The organism is Veillonella seminalis (assembly GCF_003992065.1).
Lineage (GTDB): Bacteria > Bacillota > Negativicutes > Veillonellales > Veillonellaceae > Veillonella_A > Veillonella_A seminalis.
The window spans coordinates 1-22,097 of record NZ_RQUZ01000019.1; the positions used below are offsets into that span (position 1 = coordinate 1).

20 protein-coding genes are annotated in these 22,097 nt (G+C 40.8%); 13 read left to right on the top strand and 7 right to left on the bottom strand.

Features of this window, described 5'->3' with window-relative positions; genetic code table 11:
• Positions 1-188 precede the first annotated feature (188 nt).
• Positions 189-1,292 (top strand): DUF362 domain-containing protein, encoded by a 1,104-nt coding sequence (locus tag EO126_RS10265; RefSeq protein ID WP_206168775.1) that lies wholly within the window; start codon positions 189-191, stop codon positions 1,290-1,292.
• Between the two features lie 70 nt (positions 1,293-1,362).
• Here the strand turns inward: EO126_RS10265 and rpsD are convergent, their stop codons facing one another.
• Complete coding sequence (gene rpsD, locus EO126_RS10270; RefSeq protein WP_127008789.1) at positions 1,363-1,950, bottom strand: 30S ribosomal protein S4; 588 nt, start codon at positions 1,948-1,950, stop codon at positions 1,363-1,365.
• A 919-nt stretch (positions 1,951-2,869) separates the two neighbouring features.
• Between rpsD and EO126_RS10275 the strand changes: the two genes are divergently transcribed.
• Positions 2,870-3,772, top strand: coding sequence for a LysR family transcriptional regulator (locus EO126_RS10275; RefSeq protein ID WP_006555692.1), 903 nt, complete (start codon positions 2,870-2,872; stop codon positions 3,770-3,772).
• A 186-nt stretch (positions 3,773-3,958) separates the two neighbouring features.
• On the opposite strand, the gene EO126_RS10280 is transcribed toward EO126_RS10275, so the two are convergent.
• A complete protein-coding gene (locus EO126_RS10280; RefSeq protein WP_127008790.1) occupies positions 3,959-5,113 on the bottom strand; it encodes an iron-containing alcohol dehydrogenase in 1,155 nt (384 codons plus the stop codon).
• A 403-nt stretch (positions 5,114-5,516) separates the two neighbouring features.
• On the opposite strand from EO126_RS10280, the gene EO126_RS10285 reads away from it, so the two are divergent.
• From EO126_RS10285 to gltS (EO126_RS10305), 5 genes are all read left to right on the top strand, one after another.
• Complete coding sequence (locus tag EO126_RS10285) at positions 5,517-5,888, top strand: CGGC domain-containing protein (RefSeq protein WP_040770786.1); 372 nt, start codon at positions 5,517-5,519, stop codon at positions 5,886-5,888.
• Positions 5,888-7,165 (top strand): nucleobase:cation symporter-2 family protein, encoded by a 1,278-nt coding sequence (locus EO126_RS10290; protein ID WP_127008791.1) that lies wholly within the window; start codon positions 5,888-5,890, stop codon positions 7,163-7,165. The genes EO126_RS10285 and EO126_RS10290 overlap by 1 nt, the downstream gene beginning before the upstream one ends.
• 161 nt (positions 7,166-7,326) lie before the next feature.
• Entirely contained in the window at positions 7,327-7,629 is a 303-nt protein-coding gene (locus EO126_RS10295; RefSeq protein WP_127008792.1) for a helix-turn-helix domain-containing protein, read from the top strand.
• 178 nt (positions 7,630-7,807) lie between these two features.
• On the top strand, positions 7,808-9,100 hold the full coding sequence (gene gltS / locus EO126_RS10300; protein WP_127008793.1) for a sodium/glutamate symporter: 1,293 nt from the start codon (positions 7,808-7,810) through the stop codon (positions 9,098-9,100).
• A gap of 532 nt (positions 9,101-9,632) precedes the next feature.
• The gene (gltS, locus tag EO126_RS10305; RefSeq protein WP_127008794.1) at positions 9,633-10,946 is read left to right on the top strand and encodes a sodium/glutamate symporter; all 1,314 of its coding nucleotides are present in this window, start codon (positions 9,633-9,635) and stop codon (positions 10,944-10,946) included.
• Positions 10,947-11,101: 155 nt separating this feature from the next.
• On the opposite strand, the gene EO126_RS10775 is transcribed toward gltS (EO126_RS10305), so the two are convergent.
• On the bottom strand, positions 11,102-11,257 hold the full coding sequence (locus EO126_RS10775) for a hypothetical protein (protein WP_006555699.1): 156 nt from the start codon (positions 11,255-11,257) through the stop codon (positions 11,102-11,104).
• 322 nt (positions 11,258-11,579) lie between these two features.
• On the opposite strand from EO126_RS10775, the gene bcp reads away from it, so the two are divergent.
• Entirely contained in the window at positions 11,580-12,044 is a 465-nt protein-coding gene (gene bcp, locus EO126_RS10310; RefSeq protein WP_127008795.1) for a thioredoxin-dependent thiol peroxidase, read from the top strand.
• A 161-nt stretch (positions 12,045-12,205) separates the two neighbouring features.
• Here the strand turns inward: bcp and pflA are convergent, their stop codons facing one another.
• From pflA to pflB, 3 genes are all read right to left on the bottom strand, one after another.
• Positions 12,206-12,967 carry a pyruvate formate-lyase-activating protein gene (gene pflA / locus EO126_RS10315; protein WP_127008796.1) on the bottom strand — a complete coding sequence of 254 codons (762 nt, stop codon included), beginning with the start codon at positions 12,965-12,967 and terminating at the stop codon, positions 12,206-12,208.
• Between the two features lie 141 nt (positions 12,968-13,108).
• On the bottom strand, positions 13,109-13,348 hold the full coding sequence (grcA3, locus tag EO126_RS10320; protein ID WP_006555702.1) for an autonomous glycyl radical cofactor GrcA3: 240 nt from the start codon (positions 13,346-13,348) through the stop codon (positions 13,109-13,111).
• 1 nt (position 13,349) lies between these two features.
• Positions 13,350-15,500 (bottom strand): formate C-acetyltransferase, encoded by a 2,151-nt coding sequence (gene pflB / locus EO126_RS10325; RefSeq protein ID WP_127008797.1) that lies wholly within the window; start codon positions 15,498-15,500, stop codon positions 13,350-13,352.
• Between the two features lie 661 nt (positions 15,501-16,161).
• On the opposite strand from pflB, the gene EO126_RS10330 reads away from it, so the two are divergent.
• Positions 16,162-16,773, top strand: coding sequence for a superoxide dismutase (locus EO126_RS10330; protein ID WP_006555704.1), 612 nt, complete (start codon positions 16,162-16,164; stop codon positions 16,771-16,773).
• 149 nt (positions 16,774-16,922) lie between these two features.
• On the opposite strand, the gene EO126_RS10335 is transcribed toward EO126_RS10330, so the two are convergent.
• Positions 16,923-17,837 carry a LysR family transcriptional regulator gene (locus tag EO126_RS10335; RefSeq protein ID WP_164726743.1) on the bottom strand — a complete coding sequence of 305 codons (915 nt, stop codon included), beginning with the start codon at positions 17,835-17,837 and terminating at the stop codon, positions 16,923-16,925.
• 248 nt (positions 17,838-18,085) lie between these two features.
• Between EO126_RS10335 and EO126_RS10340 the strand changes: the two genes are divergently transcribed.
• The 4 genes from EO126_RS10340 (at position 18,086) to EO126_RS10355 (ending at position 21,954) form a co-directional block, all read left to right on the top strand.
• The gene (locus tag EO126_RS10340; RefSeq protein WP_127008799.1) at positions 18,086-19,345 is read left to right on the top strand and encodes a 3-isopropylmalate dehydratase large subunit; all 1,260 of its coding nucleotides are present in this window, start codon (positions 18,086-18,088) and stop codon (positions 19,343-19,345) included.
• Between the two features lie 112 nt (positions 19,346-19,457).
• Positions 19,458-19,955, top strand: a complete 498-nt coding sequence (locus EO126_RS10345; protein ID WP_127008800.1) for a LeuD/DmdB family oxidoreductase small subunit — start codon at positions 19,458-19,460, stop codon at positions 19,953-19,955.
• A gap of 17 nt (positions 19,956-19,972) precedes the next feature.
• Positions 19,973-20,890, top strand: coding sequence for an alpha/beta fold hydrolase (locus EO126_RS10350; RefSeq protein WP_127008801.1), 918 nt, complete (start codon positions 19,973-19,975; stop codon positions 20,888-20,890).
• A gap of 257 nt (positions 20,891-21,147) precedes the next feature.
• Positions 21,148-21,954: a hypothetical protein gene (locus EO126_RS10355; protein ID WP_127008802.1), complete on the top strand. Its 807-nt coding sequence runs from the start codon at positions 21,148-21,150 to the stop codon at positions 21,952-21,954.
• The last annotated feature ends 143 nt before the right edge of the window (positions 21,955-22,097 follow it).

Below are 22,097 nucleotides of genomic sequence, written 5' to 3' on the forward strand. Positions count from 1 at the left end.
TTCATTTCTCTGATCCATATCCTAACTATCTTTGGGATTAAATTACCAACTCAAAATGTCCTATAACCCTAAATTTTATTTAGTTGATAACTATATGATAATAAATGGAGTATAATAGAGACATAGGTTAAGTCGTCGTATGGCGGCCAAAAATTCGTTTAGGTAAACAGGTAAGGAGTGACATGAGTATGTCAGAGGTATATTTTACATCGTTGCGCACACGCGTAGGGGAAAGTCTTTTGGACAAAATGGAACGACTTGTGCGCCGTGCTGGGATTGACAAAATTGATTTTAAAAACAAGTATGTAGCTATTAAAATGCATTTCGGTGAACTTGGCAACTTGGCGTATATTAAACCTCCATATGTAGCACGCATGGTAAAAATCATCAAAGAATTGGGCGGTAAACCGTTCCTTACGGATTGCAATACTTTGTATGTAGGCGGACGTAAAAATGCTATCGATCACATCGAATCGGCCTATCAGAACGGTTTTAATCCGTATAATACAGGGGCGCATGTTATCATCGCCGACGGCTTAAAAGGCCTTGATGAAACACTGGTACCGGTTCCTGACGGGAAGTATGTAAAAGAAGCTAAAATCGGCCGTGCTTTAATGGATGCTGATATCGTTATTTCTATGACTCACTTCAAAGGCCATGAAGCAGCCGGCTTCGGCGGTGTTATTAAAAACCTCGGTATGGGCGGCGGTTCTCGTGCCGGTAAAATGGAACAACACAGTGCCGGTAAACCTTTCGTACAGCAGGAAATTTGTGTAGGTTGTCATAAATGTGAACAGTACTGTGCTCATGATGCGGTTCATGTAACTAACGGTAAATCCTTCATTACGGAAGAAAAATGCGTAGGTTGCGGTCGCTGTGTCGGCGTATGTCCGGTTGATGCTATTTCACCTAAATGGGACGAAGCCAATACCGTATTAAGTGAAAAAATGGCTGAATACACGGCAGCTATCGTTCGTAATCGTCCACGCTTCCATATCAGCTTTATTATGGATGTATCGCCATATTGCGATTGCCATGGTGAAAACGATTTACCGATTGTACCGGATGTAGGTATGATGGCATCTTATGATTTGGTAGCTCTTGATCAGGCTTGTGTAGACAAAGTTAATGCTCAGCCGCCAATGCCGGGCAGTATGCTTGATGAAAAAGAAGAAAAATCTTGGGATCACTTCCATGATATTTCACCGGATACAGATTGGGAAGCAGCGCTTAAGAGAGCGGAAGAAATGGGACTTGGTTCCAGAAGCTATGAAATTGTTGAAGTAAAATAAATATTGAAGATAATAAAAAAAGAGCAACAGCCGAGGCTGTTGCTCTTTTGCGTTCTTCGTAAAGTACTTCTTATTTGGAGTACAATTCGACGATGAGCGTTTCGTTAACTTCGATAGGAAGTTCGGAACGTTCAGGAAGACGGTTGAAAGTACCTTTGAAGCCTTCCAAGAATTTAGTGATGTAAGGAAGTTCGAAAGAACGAAGTTCCTGGAAGTTTGTTTTGAACATTTCGTTGTCACGGGATGCTTCGCGAAGTTCGATTACATCACCAGGTTTGCACTGGTAGGAAGGAATGTCTACGCGACGACCGTTAACAAGAATGTGGCCATGGTTAACCATCTGACGGGACTGACGGATGGAGTTACCGAAGCCAATGCGATATACGAGGTTGTCAAGACGGGATTCCAACAATACTAACATGTTTTCACCGGTAACACCCTGCATTTTTTTCGCTTTATCATAATAGCGTACGAACTGGCGTTCAAGCAAGTTGTAATATGCTTTAACTTTTTGTTTTTCTAATAACTGCATGCCATATTCAGACATTTTTTTCTGACGTTGGTCTTTCTTTACGCGCTTTAAAGCTTTGGAGTGACCGAAAACGTTCACACCGAAGCGACGACATAACTTAAAGCGTGCTTCTCTTCTCGTTGCCATGTGTTTATCACCTCATAGTAAAAAATAAAAATATAATAGCTGTATCCGAATAAGATACCCAATTATGATAGCATATTGGCGGCTAACTGTCAATTTATATTCACCGAATTACCGGCGATTTACAGAGATTTTGGTACGTTTTTAGTCCTACGGGAATGGGGTGAGATACTTCACTTGTTTTTTCAAGTGTTGGGGGATTAAGTTGGCCGCGGAGACAGAGCAGACTTGAATTTCACTTTGAATTTTACTTTGAATTTTGGTATACTTTTTTGGTAAGAAATAATATTGAAATGTAATCTTTTTTTATGTAGGTTCCTGTTTAAACTTTATTTAGTCTAAAAGTTTTACTTTACTTCAAGGTATGAATTAATAAATATTCAAAAAGTATTCATGATAAGGATGAATGTATATATCAAGTGAATACTATTATAAATCAATACGAAGATTTGGGATTTTTATTTAGAAACGGCAAAAAATGCGATTTTTATTTTAAATTATCGCAAAAATTTATTCGGTTTTTATATAAAGAAAACCACTTTCAATATTCGTTGTATCTTATGACGATGAAATAATCATGAGAAAGCATGTGCTAATTATTATCAAGTAAATTCTAGAGAATTTAATGCAAAAAATCTATACTTATTTACTTGGGTATACTCTTTTTTAGTTGATTAAGAGTGTTTATAAATGAATAGATAAAAGTACTAATAAAAGTTTTGAATAATACCGTTAACGTCATCATTTAATGTTCGAAAGTATATAAAAATTTATAAATTTTTTGTACCTATCTCTTTTCTAACTGATTCAATACATGGTATACTATGGTTAAAGAAGAGGGACTACCTTCGTCAGTCGTTGAAAGATTTTTATACTTACTGAGAATGTATGAATATGTATTGCATGAAAAGGAGATGATAAGATGGATGAACTACCTACTCTGCAAGAGTTACAAAGTTTTATAACCTATAGTAAAATGGGTAACTTCACGTTAGCTGCTCAAGCTGCTAATATTACACAATCTGCTTTTAGTGCGCAGATGAAAAAACTGGAACGTTTAGTTGGTGTAAAATTAATAGCTCGCTCTACCCGTGGCAGCCGCCTGACAGCGGAAGGTGAGAAGTTCTTACCGGAAGCGGAGCATATTATCGAAACATTAGAACGAGCTATTCATAGCATTCGTTTGGCCAATAAATTGGAACAGCCTATGCTCAACGTAGGTATTTTGCGGAGTATCGGTGACGTGCGTATGAATGCGCATGTTTCGTATTTTCAACAAACTAACCCCAATTTCTCAATTTCCATTTATGATATGGAAGAAGAAGAAATGTTACTGGATTTGCGTGAAAACCGCATTGACATTGGTACTTGCTACTTACCAAATAATAAAGATATGAGTAGCTATGAAAGTATTGCTATCCGCGAAGACTCCGTAGTTTATTACGCACCTAAACGTGAGTTACCGGCCGGTAAAGTATTGTCTTGTGAAGAATTGTTGGATTATCCGATGGTTATGTATCCGCCAAAATACTTTATGAGTCATCGCTTGAAATCCTACTTCTCGGAAGAAGGTCGTCAGTCCTTGCCGCATTTGGTTCGTTTATCTAATCCGTATGCTATGATTGACTATTGCCAACGCAATGAAGCGGGTGCTCTTATTTCCCGTCATTTGTTGGATGCACTTGGCATTAAGGATGGTATCTATGCCTTAGCTAAACCTTTAAACTTGCAGGTTTGCTTTGTGTATCGTAACAATAACTCCAAATGGGAAACCATGAAAACATTTATGGATTATATTGTACAAAAAGTAGGGACTAACGGCTGATTTTGGGGAAAATTTAGTTTTGTGCTTTACATAAGTTTGTCTCATCAAATTAAAACGCGGTTTGCACCTTTCGGGCAAACCGCGTTTATTGCATTATTTTGTTGGAACTTAGAAGTAATTAGAAGTCTGAGCACAGTGATGTATGCTTTTCTTCCTAAATAATGCCGTGTTTAGTCATACAAAGAGTTAGAAGTTTACATCCTTGCCGTAGTAAGCTGCTTCGTAGATCTTTTTAATTTCTTCCACGGTTGGTTTACGTGGGTTAGTTAATGTACAAGCATCATCAAGCGCACGTTGGCTCATGCGATCAAGTACGGCTAAGAATTTATCTTCAGGAATTACCGTATTTAAACCGTCTTTGATGGTTTTGCTTAAGCCTAAGCGTTTGTTGAGATTCCAAATAGCACGTTCAAGATTTTCAATACCGAGGATACCTTCTAATTGAGCGTATTTTTGGGTAGCTTTTTTGTTATATTGAATGATGTACGGTAACAAAATAGCATTGGCTTCACCATGGGTTAAGTGGAATTCACCACCGATTTTGTGAGCCATACTGTGAACGATGCCTAAGGAGCAGTTGGTGAAGGACATACCGGCCATAGTGGACGCATTATGTACTTTGTCGCGAGCTTGAATATTATCAGGTTCGTGGTAAGCCGTTTCCAAATATTCAAAAATCAACTGAATGGCATGGAGTGCCAATGGATCGGTGAAATCATCAGCGGCTGTGGATACATATGCTTCAACGGCATGAGTTATTACGTCCATACCGGTTTGTGCCGTAATGAGCGGTGGCATTTTGGATGGAATGCGGCTGTCCAATAAAGCGATGTCCGGAACTAAATCAGGGGATACCAACGGATACTTAATGTTGTTATCCGTATCGGTAATTACGCTGAAAGCTGTGATTTCCGAAGCGGTGCCGCTGGTGGAAGGAATGCCGATAAGGCGTGCTTTAGTGCGTAATTTAGGGAAGTTGAACTTAACAAGTTCCATGAAATCGTAACCCGGATATTCATAGTATACCCACATGATTTTGGCTGCGTCCATAGGGGAGCCGCCGCCTAAGGCAATGATCCAATCCGGTTGGAATTCGGCCATTTTAGCGCCGCCTTCTTTACAGGTTTTGATGGATGGATCCGGTTCTACGCCGTCGATAATTTGGACTTCCATACCCGCCTTTTCAAGTTGGGCTTTCGTTTCGTCGAGGAAGCCGAATTTGCGCATTGAGTTGCCCCCGGTTACGATGCTAGCACGCTTGCCTTCTAATTTAGAAAGGTGCGTGAGGGCATCATCGCCATGAATGATAGTATTTGGAATTCGAAATGTTGCATAAGCCATGGATTTTTCCTCCTAACGGTTACTTAATTCGAATAACGCTTATATTTGTATTGTACGCTTTTTTCAAGATTGTGACAATGTACAAAAGTGATTTAAATTATGAATAATTTAAATAGTAAAAGCTGTGAGAATGAGACCGTGGCTACATTGATTCCTTGGGGAATGTTATATAATATATGAGTGATATCTGCTAAATTAAGCATATATTTTTGAAAAAATATACGCTATTCATGAGTAAGCGGCATTTGACAATTCTTCGAAAATTTACGATTTAAAAGAGTATTTCACGAATTGTGAAAACAACGATGTCGGTAAATTGAGCCTTACCACATAAAGTAGGGCACACATTACTGAGGATGGTTTTAGTAACATAATTGAAGCGGATTAAAAGAAATGAAGGTGAATTATGAAAAAGATAGCCATATTGGTTAACGAAGATACGATGCAACGTTGTTCTTGCGGCGGTTGTTTAGGTGCGTTTATGGGCAAAAAAGATTCCTTTGAGCGCTATGAAGGTGAAGATATTGAACTGGTCGGGTTTACCCATTCCGGAGGTGATTTGACAAAGAAACTGGAAACACTTCGTAAAAAAGGCGTTGATGCGGTACATATTTCCACCTGCACGAAGAGTAAAAACGAGGACTACGAAGCTATTGCCGATGCTTGTGCCGAATATTTCGACGTTGTCGGTTATACGCATGGCAGTCCCGATGGTAAAGGCAAGGGTAAAATGGCAGTAGAATTAAAAGCGCGTCATCCGAAGGAGGCAGAATAATGGAATTACGCAAAAGTCAGACTTTTTTCTTAGGCTTGCAGCACGTATTGGCCATGTATGCAGGGGCCGTTATCGTACCAATTATTGTAGGCAGCAGTTTGAATCTTTCAACGATGCAAATCGCCTATTTAATCGGTGCCGATTTATTGACATCCGGTATCGCAACGTTACTTCAAGTATGGCGTAATCGTTTCTTCGGTATCGGATTACCGGTGGTATTGGGCTGCACCTTTACCGCTGTATTTCCGATGATTGCCATCGGTAAAGAACTGGGCTTGGGCGCTATTTACGGGGCTATTATTACTTCAGGTCTTATTGTTTTTATTATCTCTCATTGGTTTGGCAAATTAGTGCGTTTCTTCCCACCGGTGGTTACGGGATCGATTGTAACTGTTATCGGTGTTACCTTGGTACCGGTTGCGATGAATAATCTGGCCGGCGGACTCGGCAGCTCTGATTTCGGCAGTGCCATGAATTTGAGCCTCGGTTTTGCCGTTTTGGTATTTATCCTTATTTTAAATCGCCTTTTCAAAGGTTACATTCAAGCCATCTCCGTATTGTTGGGGCTGGTTGTGGGTACGATTGCGGCCTTCTTCTTGGGCATGGTGGACTTTACACCGGTTGCCGAGGCCTCTTGGGTCCATATTCCGCAGCCGTTCTACTTCGGTTTACCGACTTTCCATGCCAGTGCTATTTTGACCATGACCATTGTGGCCATGGTGAGCATGGTGGAATCGACCGGTGTGTTCTTGGCCTTGGGGGAAATTTGTGAACGAAAATTAACGCCTAAAGATTTGGCTCATGGTTATCGTGCCGAAGGTTTGGCCTCTATCATCGGCGGTATTTTTAACTCCTTCCCGTATACGACGTTTTCACAAAATGTGGGACTCGTTGAATTATCTAAGGTTCGTAAAACGACGGTTATCGTGGTTTGCGGTATTATGCTGGTTGTATTAGGTTTGGTGCCTAAGTTTGCTGCCTTGGCCACGATTATTCCGACATCTGTATTGGGCGGTGCTATGATTGCTATGTTTGGTATGGTGTGTGCGGCCGGTATTCGCATGTTGGGTAAAGCAGATCTTACTGATTCCAACACCATGCTCATTGCAGCTTGTTCTATTACCTTGGGGCTTGGCGTGACGGTAACACCTAATTTATTCGCCCAATTCCCTTCTTCTGTGCGCATCCTCTTGGAAAGCGGCATTGTAGTCGGTGCCTTGACAGCTGTTGTGCTCAACATTTTATTTAACTATGATAAAATCAAAGAAAATAAATAGATTTTTTTAAAAAATATATATTTAACGCTATAGTCCTATGAATCATCGTTTGAACTTCCGGTTTAATGACAATTCTTCGAATTTACGTTATAATAAGAAGGTGACTTAACAAGCGAATCAACAAATGGTACTTGGTCATTAATTGGTAGGAGGCGATGATTATGAAGATGTTTCCCGCAATTGATATGGTAGCAACAGGCGCTCAGATTCAAGCTTTACGGATTAAAAGCGGATACTCCGTTAAAGACTTACAAGAGGCATTCGGCTTTAACGACCCGCAAGCCATTTACCGATGGCAATGGGGGCAAAGCTTGCCGCGTGTAGATAATCTGGTGGCGTTAAGTGTATTATTTGGTGTAACAATTGACAGCATTCTCGTTCTGGAACAGAACGAGGATGCTGTTTCTGTTTTTATAACCCTATTTTCGGGCGGACTCTCTCCTATAAACTCGTATAACATATAAAGTCGTATAAGATTATTTTTATTTTATAGTCTATATTTTTGACTTTTTGTATACAATAAGCAGGAAAATCAAATTTATGCGTAGAAGTAATTATAAGAATGATATAAAATCATTTTTTAATGTGCGTGTTTTGAATGTATGAATTTTTTTGAATTGTTACTATTTAGGAGGCGGACGTATGACATTTTTATGGGAACAGGGTATTCCGGTGATTAAGTTGGATATGATTGCTACATTGGCGCTGGCAATTTTGCTATTGCTTCTAGGGCGTGTCATGGTTAATCGAATCGGTATTTTGGGGCGTTTTTGTATTCCGGCACCGGTGGCCGGCGGGCTCTTGTTTTCTATATTAATGTTAATCTTGCATCAGAGTAACATTTTAATCATTAAAATGGATACCTTATTGCAAACGCCGTTTATGTTGGCCTTTTTCTCCACAATAGGGCTTATTGCCAGTCTTAAATTGGTAAAAAAAGGCGGTAAATTACTATTGTTTTATTGGCTTCTTTGCGGCTTCTTGTCACTTATGCAAAACGTAATCGGTGTCTCTTTAGCCCAAGTATTTGATATCGATCCGTTATTGGGTGTATTGATGGGGGCTGTATCTATGGAAGGGGGCCATGGGGCAGCCGGTGCCTTCGGTCCGGAAATAGAAGCTATGGGCGTATTCGGAGCCACCGCCGTAGCAATGGCGGCCGCAACTTTTGGCCTCGTTTCGGGCGGTTTAGTCGGCGGTCCGATTGCTAAGTACTTACTGAATAAGAATAACTTGAAATCCACTGAAGCATTGGAGTTGGCTGGTGATGGTACTGTAACGGCAACCGGCGGTAATAACGGTGTAAGCTCGAGTTCCGATGATGCCAAGGCGGCTAAAAAGGAAAGTGAATATGCGGAATCAGCGATTTCGGCTCACTCTTTATTTATTCACACGGCCATCATTGCCGTTTGTATGACCATAGGTTTAATGGTGGGCAGTTGGCTTAAAGGCAGCCTCGGTATTGCACTTCCAAGCTATGTAGGGGCTATGTTCTTTGCCGTAATTTTGCGTAATATTAATGATCAGCTCAACGTGGTTAAACTTCATACGGAAACCATTAATTTGATTGGTGATTATTGCTTAGGTGTATTCCTATCTATGGCATTGATGACACTCAAATTATGGGAACTTGTAGATTTGGCAATTCCGATGATTGTCGTGTTGGGGGCACAAGTAGTATTCATGATTGTATACTGTTTGTTTATCGTATTCCCATTGTTGGGTAAAACGTATGATGCGGTTATTATGTGTGCCGGTATGGCCGGTCATGGTTTGGGTGCAACGCCAAATGCGATGGCTAATATGAAAGCGGTTACTGAAAAATTCGGTCCGTCCACTAAGGCTTTCTTAATTGTGCCGCTTTGCGGGGCGTTCTTAATTGACTTATTTGCTTTGCCGTGCATCGTATGGTTTATTAACTACTTCGCCCATTGAAATTGAATAATATAATTTCAGGGTAAGTTTACATGAAATAAAAAAGGCTGCAGCCGGGGTTATACTATCTGAGGATATGGCGTGTAATATCTGTAAACAGTAATCCGGATTGCAGTCTTTTGTTATTTTATATGAGATATATCTACTACAAATTACACCTGCCTTTAATCAAAAATATGCATAATTAAGCAAAAAAAGTCAATGAAAATCATTATGAATCACCTGTGACTATAATTTAAAAGAATATAGAATATATTTTTAAGTTATAGGTTGTTGTTAACAGGAGAAATTGAATTTTTAACGAATACTTTAAATTGTGAGTGTAAAGGTATTCATTTGTGGGAGTATTTGTGTAGCATGGAGAAGAGTCGGATTGTCAGCTATAGTGTAGAAAATGTAGCCTATGGGAACCTGTAGTATAGAAGCTTTTGAGGGAATGCTATAGCCTTTTCGCGGTCGGGTGCGGGCCGCATCTTATGTGTAAACAGGGTGTTAGCCATAATTTTATTCTTGTTGGCTAGGAGGCGAAAGTATGAAATTTTTGTGGGAACAAGGTATTCCGGTTATTGAGCTTGATATGATTGCCACATTGGCACTGGCAATTTTATTGCTGTTATTGGGGCGTATCATTGTTAATCGAGTCGGCTTTTTGAGTCGTTTTTGTATTCCTGCACCGGTAGCAGGCGGTTTGTCATTTTCCTTGCTTATGTTGGTTTTACATGAGACTAATATTTTAAATATTAAAATGGATACAATTTTACAAACGCCGTTTATGTTGGCATTTTTCGCTACCGTAGGTCTGATTGCCAGTCTTAAGCTTGTAAAAAAAGGCGGTAAATTATTATTTTATTATTGGGCTCTTTGTGCCTTTTTATCCCTCATGCAGAACGTAATCGGCGTATCTTGGTCTAAAGTGTTGGGGCTTGATCCCTTACTTGGTGTTTTAATGGGCGCCGTATCTATGGAAGGCGGGCACGGTAATGCAGGTGCTTTCGGACCTGAAGTAGAAGCTATGGGTGTTTACGGTGCTACGGCGGTAGCGATGGCAGCCGCAACATTTGGCGTTGTAGCCGGTGGTGTAGTGGGCGGACCAATCGCACGCTTTTTCATCAATAAATATAACTTACACTCCACTGAAGAGGAAGAGTTGGCTGAGGATACTGAAAAAGCTGCTTTAGCACAGGATTTAGATCAAGTAGCCGGTCCGGATACAACCAGTGTAAACGAAGCGTTAACTGTTGAAAAAATCGAAGAAGGCAAGGAAATTAGTGAAGAAGTAGCCGCTCATGTATTTTTATTGCATGGTTTTATTATAGCTATTTGTATGGTCGTAGGTATGGAATTGGCCGTAGCCTTTAAATCTTGGTGGGGGATTGCCATACCGAACTATGTAGGCGGTATGTTCTTCGCTGTATTACTTCGTAATATTAACGATAAATTCCACTTCGTTGAGTTGCATAATCCTACCATCGGGCTTATCGGGGATGTGTGTCTCGGTATTTTCCTCTCCATGGCGCTGATGACGTTGAAGTTATGGGAATTGGCCGATTTGGCATTGCCAATGATTGTAATCCTTATGTCGCAAGTTATCTTTATGATTGTGTACAATATGTTCGTGGCGTTCCCTGTTTTGGGTAAAAACTATGATGCGGTGATTATGTGTGCCGGTATGGCCGGTCATGGTTTAGGTGCGACCCCGAATGCGATGGCGAATATGAAAGCCGTTGCTGAAAAATTCGGTCCGTCCACGAAGGCATTTTTAATTGTGCCGCTTTGCGGTGCGTTCTTGGTTGACCTGTTTGCGGTACCTTGTATCGTATGGTTTATTAACTATTTTGCACATTAAAAGTATTTTCGTGAAAATTTGAGATAAAAGTTTAAAGGCCACCATTTATTTTAAAAAGAAAAATGGTGGCCTTATCAATAAAATAAAAAAGAAGAAAGGCATTGCCGCTCGGTATGGCAATGCCTTTCTCCTTTAGGAGTGGGATTAAGGGGGATCTATTTGAATAAAGCGAAGTATATAACGTAGAGCCATCCGAATAGACCGTGAATAATGGCCCAAGGAATGGAATGCCAGTTAGCATAGCTGACAATCATAGCCAAGGCGGATCCAAAGGAAATACCCGTTGTTACTGTTGCGGTTAAAAATTTCATTAACAAACCTCCCTATATATACGACAGTTCTAATGCAATTAAAACTGTCATGTTAAATCTGAATATTTCAATATAATTATAATGTATTTTGAGATATTTGTATAGTGAGATTTTTAGATATAAGGCTGAAATCGTTATTTTTTTGAAATAATTAACTAAATTGCGTCCGCTTTTTTGTACTTTAGCCTTTCCGCAAATTAGTTATGAATGGTGTATAATAAAATAAGCAATGATATTGTTTGATTAAAGAGAATTAGTATTATATTGCAGTTATGCTATATCTTAGTGAATAGCAGCATGTATAGAAGTAAGGAGTGATACCATGTCAGATTTAAAAGTTGGCGATAAAGCACCGGACTTTTCCGTTGTTAATGATGCAAATGAAATGGTAAGTTTAAAAGATTTAGCCGGTCAAAAAGTAATCTTATATTTCTACGCGAAAGATAATACACCGGGGTGTTCCATTGAAGCTCAACAATTTAACGAAGCTTATAAAAAGTTACAAGATGCCGGATACGTTGTATTGGGTGTCAGTCGTGATACCGTAAAACGTCATATTAATTTCAAAGAAAAATATGACCTTCAATTTAATCTCTTGGCGGATACTGATGAAGCCGTCTGCAACGCCTATGGTGTTATGAAAGAAAAGAAACTTTACGGTAAAATCTCTATCGGCATCGAACGCTCCACTTTCGTTATCGATGAAAAAGGCGTGTTGGCCCACATTTATAGAGGCGTTAAAGCAAAAGAACACGTAGGACAACTGCTGGTTGATCTCGGCTTATAAATCACAACTCTAGAATAGCTTGCGAAATATATTCTAAAATTCTTAATAGAAAAGCACAATATACCTATCTCTCAACCCCCACCCGTTCGGCTAATGGGTATTCAAGATAGGTATATTGTGCTTTTTTCCCTTAGTACGATTTTCTAAAATTTCGCAAGCTGTTAAGCCGGTGCCAACTTACTCCACCACTGTCGCCGATATGCCTTTATCCCTTCCAGTACGACTTTTGACGCTTTCGCCGCCAGTGCTTTGCCGGCCGGCGGAATACCTTCTAAGCGATAGGCGATGCCCATTTCTTTATATTTTGAGGCACCCATCACGTGATAAGGCAGGCAGTCGATAGTTTCGAGGTTTTTCAAAGAACCGGCGAAGAAGCCGAGGCGGTACCAACGATCCGCATTGTCGGTAATAGTAGGAACGACTACATGGCGCACCCAAATAGGCACATTGTGTTCATCGATGAAGCGGGCAAATTTTAAGATTTGCTTGTTGCTTTGACCGGTAAGGGCGATATGTTTATCATCGTCGATTTCTTTTAAATCTAAAATAACGAGGCTCGTTACGGCCATAAGCTTTTCATAGGTTTCGCGCTGGCTTTCTTCAAAGTAGATGCCGCTTGTGTCGAGGCAAGTATGAATGCCACGCTCTCTGAAATAGCTAAAGAGCTCGATGACAAAGTCAATTTGCATTAAAGCTTCGCCGCCGGTGACAGTGAGACCGCCGTTTTTATAAAAACTCTGATTTCGCTCAAATTGCTCCCATACTTCTTCAATGGTAATATTTTTACCTTGCTGCGCATCCCACGTATCCGGGTTATGGCAATAGGCACAGCGCATCGGGCAGCCCTGTAAAAATAGCACCATTCGTACACCGGGGCCGTCAACGGTGCCCATGGTCTCTAAGGAATGAATTCGTCCAATCATAGTACGCCTTTCAAAAAAATACGGTTGACCTTCTGAAGGATAGTTCAGCTTAAGGTCTAAGTCTTAAATATGACAATAGGCTCCTCGAATCGGGGAGCCTATTGCACTATATATAACTACTGAGAAGGGGATAAGGCGAAGTTACATTTGTTCGTGGAAGGTACGAGAAATAACTTCGTCCTGTTGTTGTTTCGTCAATTTGTTGAAGTGCACGGCATAACCGGATACACGAACGGTCAACTGTGGGTATTTTTCAGGATGTTTTTGCGCATCGAGAAGCATTTCACGGTCAAACACATTAACGTTCAAATGATGACCGCCTTTTTCAGAATAGCCGTCCAATAATTCTACTAAATTATCGATTTGTTGTTCGTTGCTCATATTACTTGTCCTCCTTTTCGGAAATGGAAACATTAGGCTCGCGACAGGCCAGGTTTTCATTATTGACAGGTAAACCGGTCGGCATATCGCTCTGTAAAACTGCATCAAGATCCAGATCGATGTCTAAATCACTCATACGAACCATGGTTTCTCCGTTTTTACCGAGTGCATCCGGAATAATGGAGAAGGTGTTGGAAATACCGTCACTTGCATCGCGCCAAGGCATTTTGGCAACGGAAGCCATGGAAGAAACAGCCCCGTGAGAATCACGTCCGTGCATCGGATTAGCACCCGGTGCAAACGGTGTACCCTGTTTACGGCCGTCCGGTGTGCTACCGGTGGCGTTACCGTATACTACATTGGATGTAATTGTCAAAAGGGACATGGTAGGCACACTTTCGCGGTAGGTAGGATGTTTACGGATTTTGTTCATGAATGCGGATACAACGAAGGCCGCCAAATCATCAACACGGTCATCATCGTTACCGTATTTAGGGAAATCCCCTGTGATTTCAAAATCAACAGCTACCCCGTTTTCATCACGAATCGGTTTTACCTTGGCATATTTAATAGCGGACAAGGAGTCGGCTACTACGGATAAACCGGCAATCCCGGTGGCAAACCAACGCGTAACTTTGCGGTCGTGAAGCGCCATTTCCAATTTTTCGTATGCATATTTATCGTGCATGTAGTGAATGATGTTGAGGGCATTCACGTAAACGCCGGCCAACCATTCCATCATGTCGTCAAAACGTTCCATTACTTCATCGAAATCAAGGTATTCGGAAGTAATCGGACGATATTTAGGTCCAACTTGTTTTTTGAGTTTTTCATCGACACCGCCGTTGATTGCATAGAGCAAGCATTTTGCGAGGTTACAACGAGCGCCGAAGAACTGCATTTCTTTACCGATACGCATAGGTGATACGCAGCAGGCGATAGCATAGTCGTCACCGCTGTTAGGACGCATCAATTCGTCGTTTTCATACTGAATCGAAGACGTTTGGATGGACAATTTAGCACAGAAACGTTTGAACCCGTCCGGCAAGCGAGGGGACCAGAGAACGGTGAGGTTCGGTTCCGGAGCCGGGCCTAAGTTGGTAAGCGTGTGCAAGTAACGGAAGGACATTTTGGAAACGAGCGGACGACCGTCGGAGCCCATACCACCGATAGATTCGGTTGTCCAAACCGGATCGCCGGTGAAGAGGTTATTGTATTCGATAATGCGGGCAAAACGCACCATGCGAAGTTTCATGATGAAATGGTCAACCATTTCCTGAATTTCTTCTTCTGTATAGCTGCCTTCTTTGAGGTCACGTTCAGCGTAGATGTCGAGGAAGACGGTGTTACGACCGATAGACATGGCAGCGCCGTTTTGTTCTTTAATAGCGCCTAAATAACCGAAGTATAACCACTGAATCGCTTCTTTTACGTCTTTAGCCGGCTGGCTGATATCAAAACCGTAAGAAGCCGCCATGGCTTTTAATTCTTTTAAGGAACGAATTTGGTCACGAATTTCTTCACGGTCGCGAATAATCGTAGCCGTCATGTCGCCCATAGTAATGGCGAACTCTTTTTCTTTTTCTTCGATTAAGCGGTCAATCCCGTAAAGGGCTACACGGCGATAGTCACCGATGATACGACCGCGGCTGTACGCATCCGGTAAACCGGTAATAATGTGTGCGGAACGAGCGGCACGCATTTCCGGGGTGTACACATCGAAAACGCCGTCATTGTGAGTTTTGCGATGTTTTTTGAAAAAGTCTTCCAGCTGAGCGTCCATTTCAAAGCCGTATTCTTGTAAAGCGCTTTTGGCTGTACGTAAACCGCCGTACGGGAACATAGCCCGTTTTAACGGTTTGTCGGTCTGGAGGCCAACGATTTGTTCTAATTCTTTAATGATGTAGCCCGGGCCGTGAGAGGACACCGAAGTGGCAATATCCGTGTCGGCATCAATAACACCGCCGTTTTTCTTTTCTTCATCATAAAGACGAAGGACTTCTTGCCAAAGTTTAAGTGTACGCTCGGTAGGCGCGGTTAAAAATGAGTCGTCCCCAACATAGGGGTTATAGTTACGTTGGATAAAGTCACGAACGTCAATGGCTTTATCCCATACACCTGTAATGAAGCCTTTCCATGCAGTATTTTGCATTGTGGTACCTCCATTAAGGAAATAAAGAATTATTATAAGATGCTTTAAGTGTATACCGAATTGGTATTTAATTCAATAATTGTAATGATATTAATTTTCGATTGTTAAAATGCTAAAAATAAAAGATGTGTAAAAATAAGACTTTTTATGACATATATATAAAAATTTATGTCAAAAAACAAAAAATTATTGCTAGCTATCATTACGGTGTATGAGTAAGAAATGTCTTTTTGGATTGTTTTTATCCATAAAATATGACTTTATTTCTTATGATTACATTATAAAGCAGGTAATATTAATAGTCTGTAGCTATGGGTACAAAAATAGTGGGAATTAAAAATTAAGCGTGACTCAAGATATAAGCCAGCATTAAATTTTATATTTAAAATTTTAAATATAAAGTGGACATATAGAAATAAAGCCGTTTGATTTGTGAAATAACACACTTACAAAATGTTTATTACAAATATACGTTTTTACTACTAAACAAGATAAATGAAAAATATTATCATTAACAAATAGAAAGATTGAAAAAATTAAATCTAGTGAATTGCGGTTGCCAAAAGGCAATCGATGATTATAAAATTCGATAATTTTTTTTTCGTAACACTTTGTTATGTATTATGTTTTTATCCCCTTGGACGGGGAAGGAGGTATTTTTATGGCATACACATTACCGGAATTACCATACGCTTACGAAGCTTTAGAACCGCATATCGATGCAGAAACAATGCATTTTCATCATGATAAACATCACAACACGTATGTTGTTAACTTAAACGCTGCTATTGAAAAACATCCTGAATTGGGTGAAAAAGACGTAGAAGCGTTAATCACTGATTTGAACGCTGTACCGGAAGATATCCGCACGGCTGTCCGCAACAATGGCGGCGGTCATGCTAACCATACTTTCTTCTGGAACATTTTAGCTCCGAACGCAGGCGGTAATCCTACCGGTGCGATTGCAGGTGCTATTGACGAAGCTTTCGGAAACTTCGAAAACTTCAAAGCCGAATTCGGTAAAGCAGCTACCGGCCGCTTCGGTTCCGGTTGGGCTTGGCTCGTAGTAAACAATGGCAAGCTTGAAATCTTGTCCACTGCTAATCAGGACTCCCCGCTTAGCGACGGCAAAACTCCTGTATTAGGCCTTGATGTTTGGGAACATGCATACTACTTGAAATACAAGAATGCTCGTCCTGATTACATCGCAGCTTTCTGGAATCTCGTTAACTGGGATCAAGTAAACGCTCATTATGCGGCAGCTACTAAATAAGAGCTGACTGCTTGATGTGAGTCTCGTGATGGCTCGTATAATTACATAGTTTGTAAAAGCCCCCCGCTTGCACAGCGTGCAAGCGGGGGCGCTTTTTAGTTTGTTAAATTTATTTTTGGCGGATACGGAAAGTGTTTGATGAAATTCTTTTAAATGATTTCCTTATTTTCCTCAAAAAACTGAATAAATGTATTCATAGCCGGTGTGATTACAGTTTGCCGGTTGGTGGCAACGCCTATAGTGATGAGAAAATTAATATCTGTATTAATACGAATTAAGCCATCTGAGGGCGTGACTATTTTGTCTGTCATAAAAGCGGCAGCCACCGAGTCACGGACTAATTGTGTGATAGTGTGTATCTGGTTAGTGCGTAAACGAATCTTTGGATTAACATTGTAAATTTGGAAATATTTAGTGATGATGGCCTGGATATAAGATGTTTCCTTATAAAAAATCATGGGAATGTTTTTATAGTCATTCAAGGTAATCATTTGATTTGGGCGATTAGCGGCGATGTTTACTAATGGATCATCGGGACCTACATACAGGTGATATTCTGTTTCGAGCAAGGACGTAAAGTCCAATGATTGTGCATCGGATTCATCTTTAATAAGGAAGGCAATATCCAGTTTTTGTTCTTTTAACAGTTGTTTTAAACGGAGCACGCCGGATTCGTAGACTTCAAATTCAATGTCCGGATGAGCTTTTTGAAAATGGTTAAAGATTACGGGAAATATAAAGGAACTCATCATAGGTGCCACGCCAAGGCGAATAAACTGACGACCTTTTTGCAAAAGCTTGATGCGGTCTTCAAGATTAGCTGTGTGATTTAATAAGGCCGTGACTTCCTGATAAAACTGCTTACCCGTTGCGGTTAAGGTGAGCTGCCGTTTGGATCTGTCGAAGAGTGATAGTTGTAATTCGGACTCTAAGTTCTTTAATGCCACCGAAAGACTGGGTTGAGTAATTAACAGTTTTTTTGCTGCTTCGTGCACAGATTTAGAGTTAACTACTGTATAGAAGTAGTTCAGTTGGGTCAGCGTGATTGTATTCAATATATCCAATATCATCCCTCCTGTTGTCGTATTTGCGTAAGTTTATTATAAAGGGCACATTACAAAAGACATATTATAAAGGCAGATTTATATCCCGTTTGATAGTTTAAAACTATCAAATAATTATTTATAAGTATTTTACACTATATATCGTTAGCTGTATACTTTGAAGCATAAGAATTGGCAAGACAAATGAACTAACTAACGATGTAATAAGGTATAGCCGTTAAGATACGGCGGTAAATGAGGAGGTTATTATGCACGCTATTGAAAAGTTATTAGCTAAAAAAGCCGGTTTGGATTCGGTTAAAACCGGACAGATTATTAATTGTGAAATTGATTTAGCCGGGATTAATGACTTGTATTTACAAACTATCCGGTCTTTCTTTGAAATGGGGGCTAAAAAAGTAAGTCATCCGGATCGAATTGCCATGTTTTTAGACCATTATGCACCGGCATCCACAATTACTCAGGCAGATAATCAGCGTCAGTTCAGAGAGTTCTGTGAGGAACAACAGATTGAAAAACTTATGGACATCGACCAAGGTGTTTGCCATCAGGTTGTAGCGGATAAAGGATGGTCAAGACCGGGCCGCATCATCGTTATCACCGACTCTCATACTACAACACATGGTGCCTTCGGTGCTTTCGGTACCGGCGTTGGCGCTACGGACTTGGCGATTATTTTGGCTACCGGTCAATTGTGGTTCCGCGTGCCTGAAATTATCAAGATTAACTTTGTCGGAACATTGCCTGAAGGCGTCTACGCGAAAGATATTATCTTGCATGCTATTGGTCAATTGAAGGAGGATTTCGCTGTATATAAAGCCGTTGAATTTGCAGGGCCTGTTATTGATGCGTTGAGCGTGTCCGAACGCATGGCTTTATGCAACATGACTACTGAAATGGGGGCCAAAACTTCCTACATCCAGCCGGATGCGGTGACTAAGGAGTTTTTTGCCCAAAAAGGTCTTGTGGAAGGTCAAGATTACGAAGTATATACAACTGATGAGGATTTCCAATATGCCGATGAAATTACCTTTGATGTAAGTAACTTGACCCCGCAAGTGGCCGCCCCATTCAGTGTGGACAATGTATTTGATTTGAAAAAATACGAAGGTCAAACCATTAATCAGGCTTATTTGGGTTCTTGTACAGGCGGTCGTGTAGAAGATTTAAAAGTAGCCGCTGAAATTGTTAAAGGTAAACATATTCCGCGTCTGGTTCGCTTCGTAATTGTGCCGGCATCTAAAGGTGTATTTTTAGAAGCTATGGCTAAAGGTTATGTACAAACCTTGGTAGAAGCGGGGGCCACCTTTGTAACGCCGGGCTGTGCCGCTTGCTTAGGTACCCATGAAGGGATGATTTCATCCGGTGAATACTGTATTACTACGACTAACCGTAATTTCCCGGGCCGTATGGGCGCAACGGATGCGCACATTTTCTTAGCATCGCCGGCGACGGTAGCCGCATCGGCTATTAATGGAAAAATTACAGATCCTACCCCTTATTTATAATGGGCAAAACCGGATGAACTAAATTAAGTCTATAATTTGAATTTGTAAGTTATACAGCTAAAAAATTACGTTAAGATTGATGGTATATTAATAAATAATAAGGAGTATAGGTATGAATAAAGTCATTGAGGGCCAAGTGTTTACCTTTGGCAATAATATTGATACGGATCAAATTTATCCGGGCCGTTTTGTAGAGTTAACCGATTTAAAAGATATTATTCCGCATACCATGCAGGGGGCCGATCCGTCCTTTGCGAGCACGTTTAAAGCCGGCGATATTGTCGTAGGCGGCACTAACTTCGGCTGCGGTTCTTCTCGTGAGCATGCGGCGATTTGCTTGAAGGGGATTGGAGCGGGTGCCGTTATTGCGGAATCGTTTGCCCGTATTTTTTATCGGAACGGCATTAATTTAGGCTTGCCTCTCGTAGTGTGTCCCGTCATCAGTAAATTAGATTTAAATCACAAAACTATTTCTTTGGATTTGGAAAAAGGCACGCTCATGGCCGATGGTGAGGTTGTGGCTCATGTAGAACCGTTTACTCCGTATGTTTTGTCTATTTTAGAAGCGGGTGGGATAAAAAATATGATAAAGGCCAAATTGAACGTTTAATATGAGGAGGTGGCGGTATGTTGGAGGAAACATATTTCCCGGGATTTAAGCAGCAATTTATTGAAACGGAACCGGGCATCCGGATAAATACATGGGTAGGCGGCCATGGGGATACGGCTGTATTATTGTTGCACGGACATCCGGAAACACATTTAATCTGGCGATTTTTAGCACCAAAGTTGGCTGAGCAATACACGGTAGTCATGACTGATTTACGAGGCTACGGTGACAGTTCTAAACCGGTGGGCTTGCCGGATCATTCGAATTATTCAAAACGCGTTATGGGCGAAGACCATTTTATGGTGATGAGTCAACTCGGTTTTGAGAAGTTCCATTTGATTGGTCACGACCGGGGAGCTCGTGTGTGTCATCGCATGGTAGTGGATAAACCGGAACGTATTTTGACTTGTACTATGATGGATATTTTGCCTACCTTTGAAATGTATGCCGATACGAATGAGGAATTTGCCACTAAATATTATCATTGGTTTTTCTACATTCAGCCGACCGGTTTTCCGGAAACTTTATTAGGTGCGGCACCGGACTATTTCATTCGTTTTAATCTGGAACGCAAAGTCGGACCTACGGCACGGGCTAATTTTACGGCAGATGTATTGCAGGAATATATTCGTTGCTTTGCCGATCCGGCAACGATTCACGGTATTTCGGAAGATTACAGAGCATCAGCCACGATTGATCGTGAATTTGATAAAGTGGATATGGCTAATAAAGTTATTATAAAGACACCTCTATTGGTTATGTGGGGTAAAAACGGTGTTGTCGGTAAATTATGGGATGTATTAGCCGGTTGGCGAGCAAAAGCCAATCAGGTAGAGGGCTATGGCATCGATAATTGCGGCCATTTTGTACCGGAAGAGCAACCGACTGTAGTAAATCAGCATATTTTTGATTTTTTGGCAAAACATGAATCATAAACTATAAATATCTAAATTTAATAGGGAATTTTATGAGTGAAGAAAAGCTGTCATATAAGGCGGCTTTTCTTTTTTTGCTATAATTTTAAAGACAATATTATTGAGAAGTGGTATCATATATATAAGAAACGAAAATATTCAATTTAATAGAATGCAATTAAAATTGCAATTTTTAAAATAGAAGTCAGAGATATGTCGCCGAGATTTGAATTTTATTCTAGAATTAACATCTTGTGAGCGACAGATAAGGGAAAGCTATGGATAACGAAAAGAATTTACGCATATTAAGCATTAATCCGTTTGCTTTAGCGCAAATGGACAATCCTACGGATGAAATGAAGTTAACGGCGCTTCGTAAAAACGGCATGGTGTTGCAGTTCATCAAAAATCCGACCCCGGAGATGATAGATATTGCTTTAGCCAATGCACCGCGAGCGATTCAATACATTGAAAACCCGTCCCATGAGATACTGGAACAAGTGGTAAGCAAGGGCTGGAATAACTTGGGCTTGATTGAAAATCCCGACGAATCCTTGGTTCGCTTGGCCTTAGCCGAGTCGGGCTGGGCCATTCAATATGTAAAAGCCCCGAGCGAAGAGCTTCAAATTTTGGCGGTAAAGTCGAATTATGACGCCATCAAATTTATCGAGAACCCGTCCAAAGCGGTGCAACTCGCTGCGGTAGGTCAGAATTATCAGGCTCTCAGCTATATTAAAGAACCGGTACCGGAAGCTATTGATTTTGCGGTCACTTTAGACCCGCAGGCAGTACGCTTGTTGGGCACGGTGACGGTAGATCAAGCACTTCATTTTATCGGCATCAGCAGTTTGATTACCAAGTATTTGCCACCGGATTACATGATTCCACCAATTTACTTGGAAGAACGGTTGAAAGAAATTTTGGCTGATGAAAACACGAGCGAACAGTACGTGCGTGATTTACTTAATTGCACGTACATCGGTAAGCATAATAAAGGCTTTGAGGCGGATGTGGTCGGTCTTATCGACCAATTCGGTACGCAAAAAGCACGCCGCATCGCGGTTGATGAGCTTTTGAAGTTTTAAAGACTTTTAATACGGCCCATCGCAGTTGATGAGCGTTTAAAATTCTAAACTATTGAGAGCTAAGCAACTGAGATTTTAAAACTGTTCAAATTTTAATAGAGTTCGGACGCTTATGTAAAAGCTGTCCCGGATGAAAATCATAA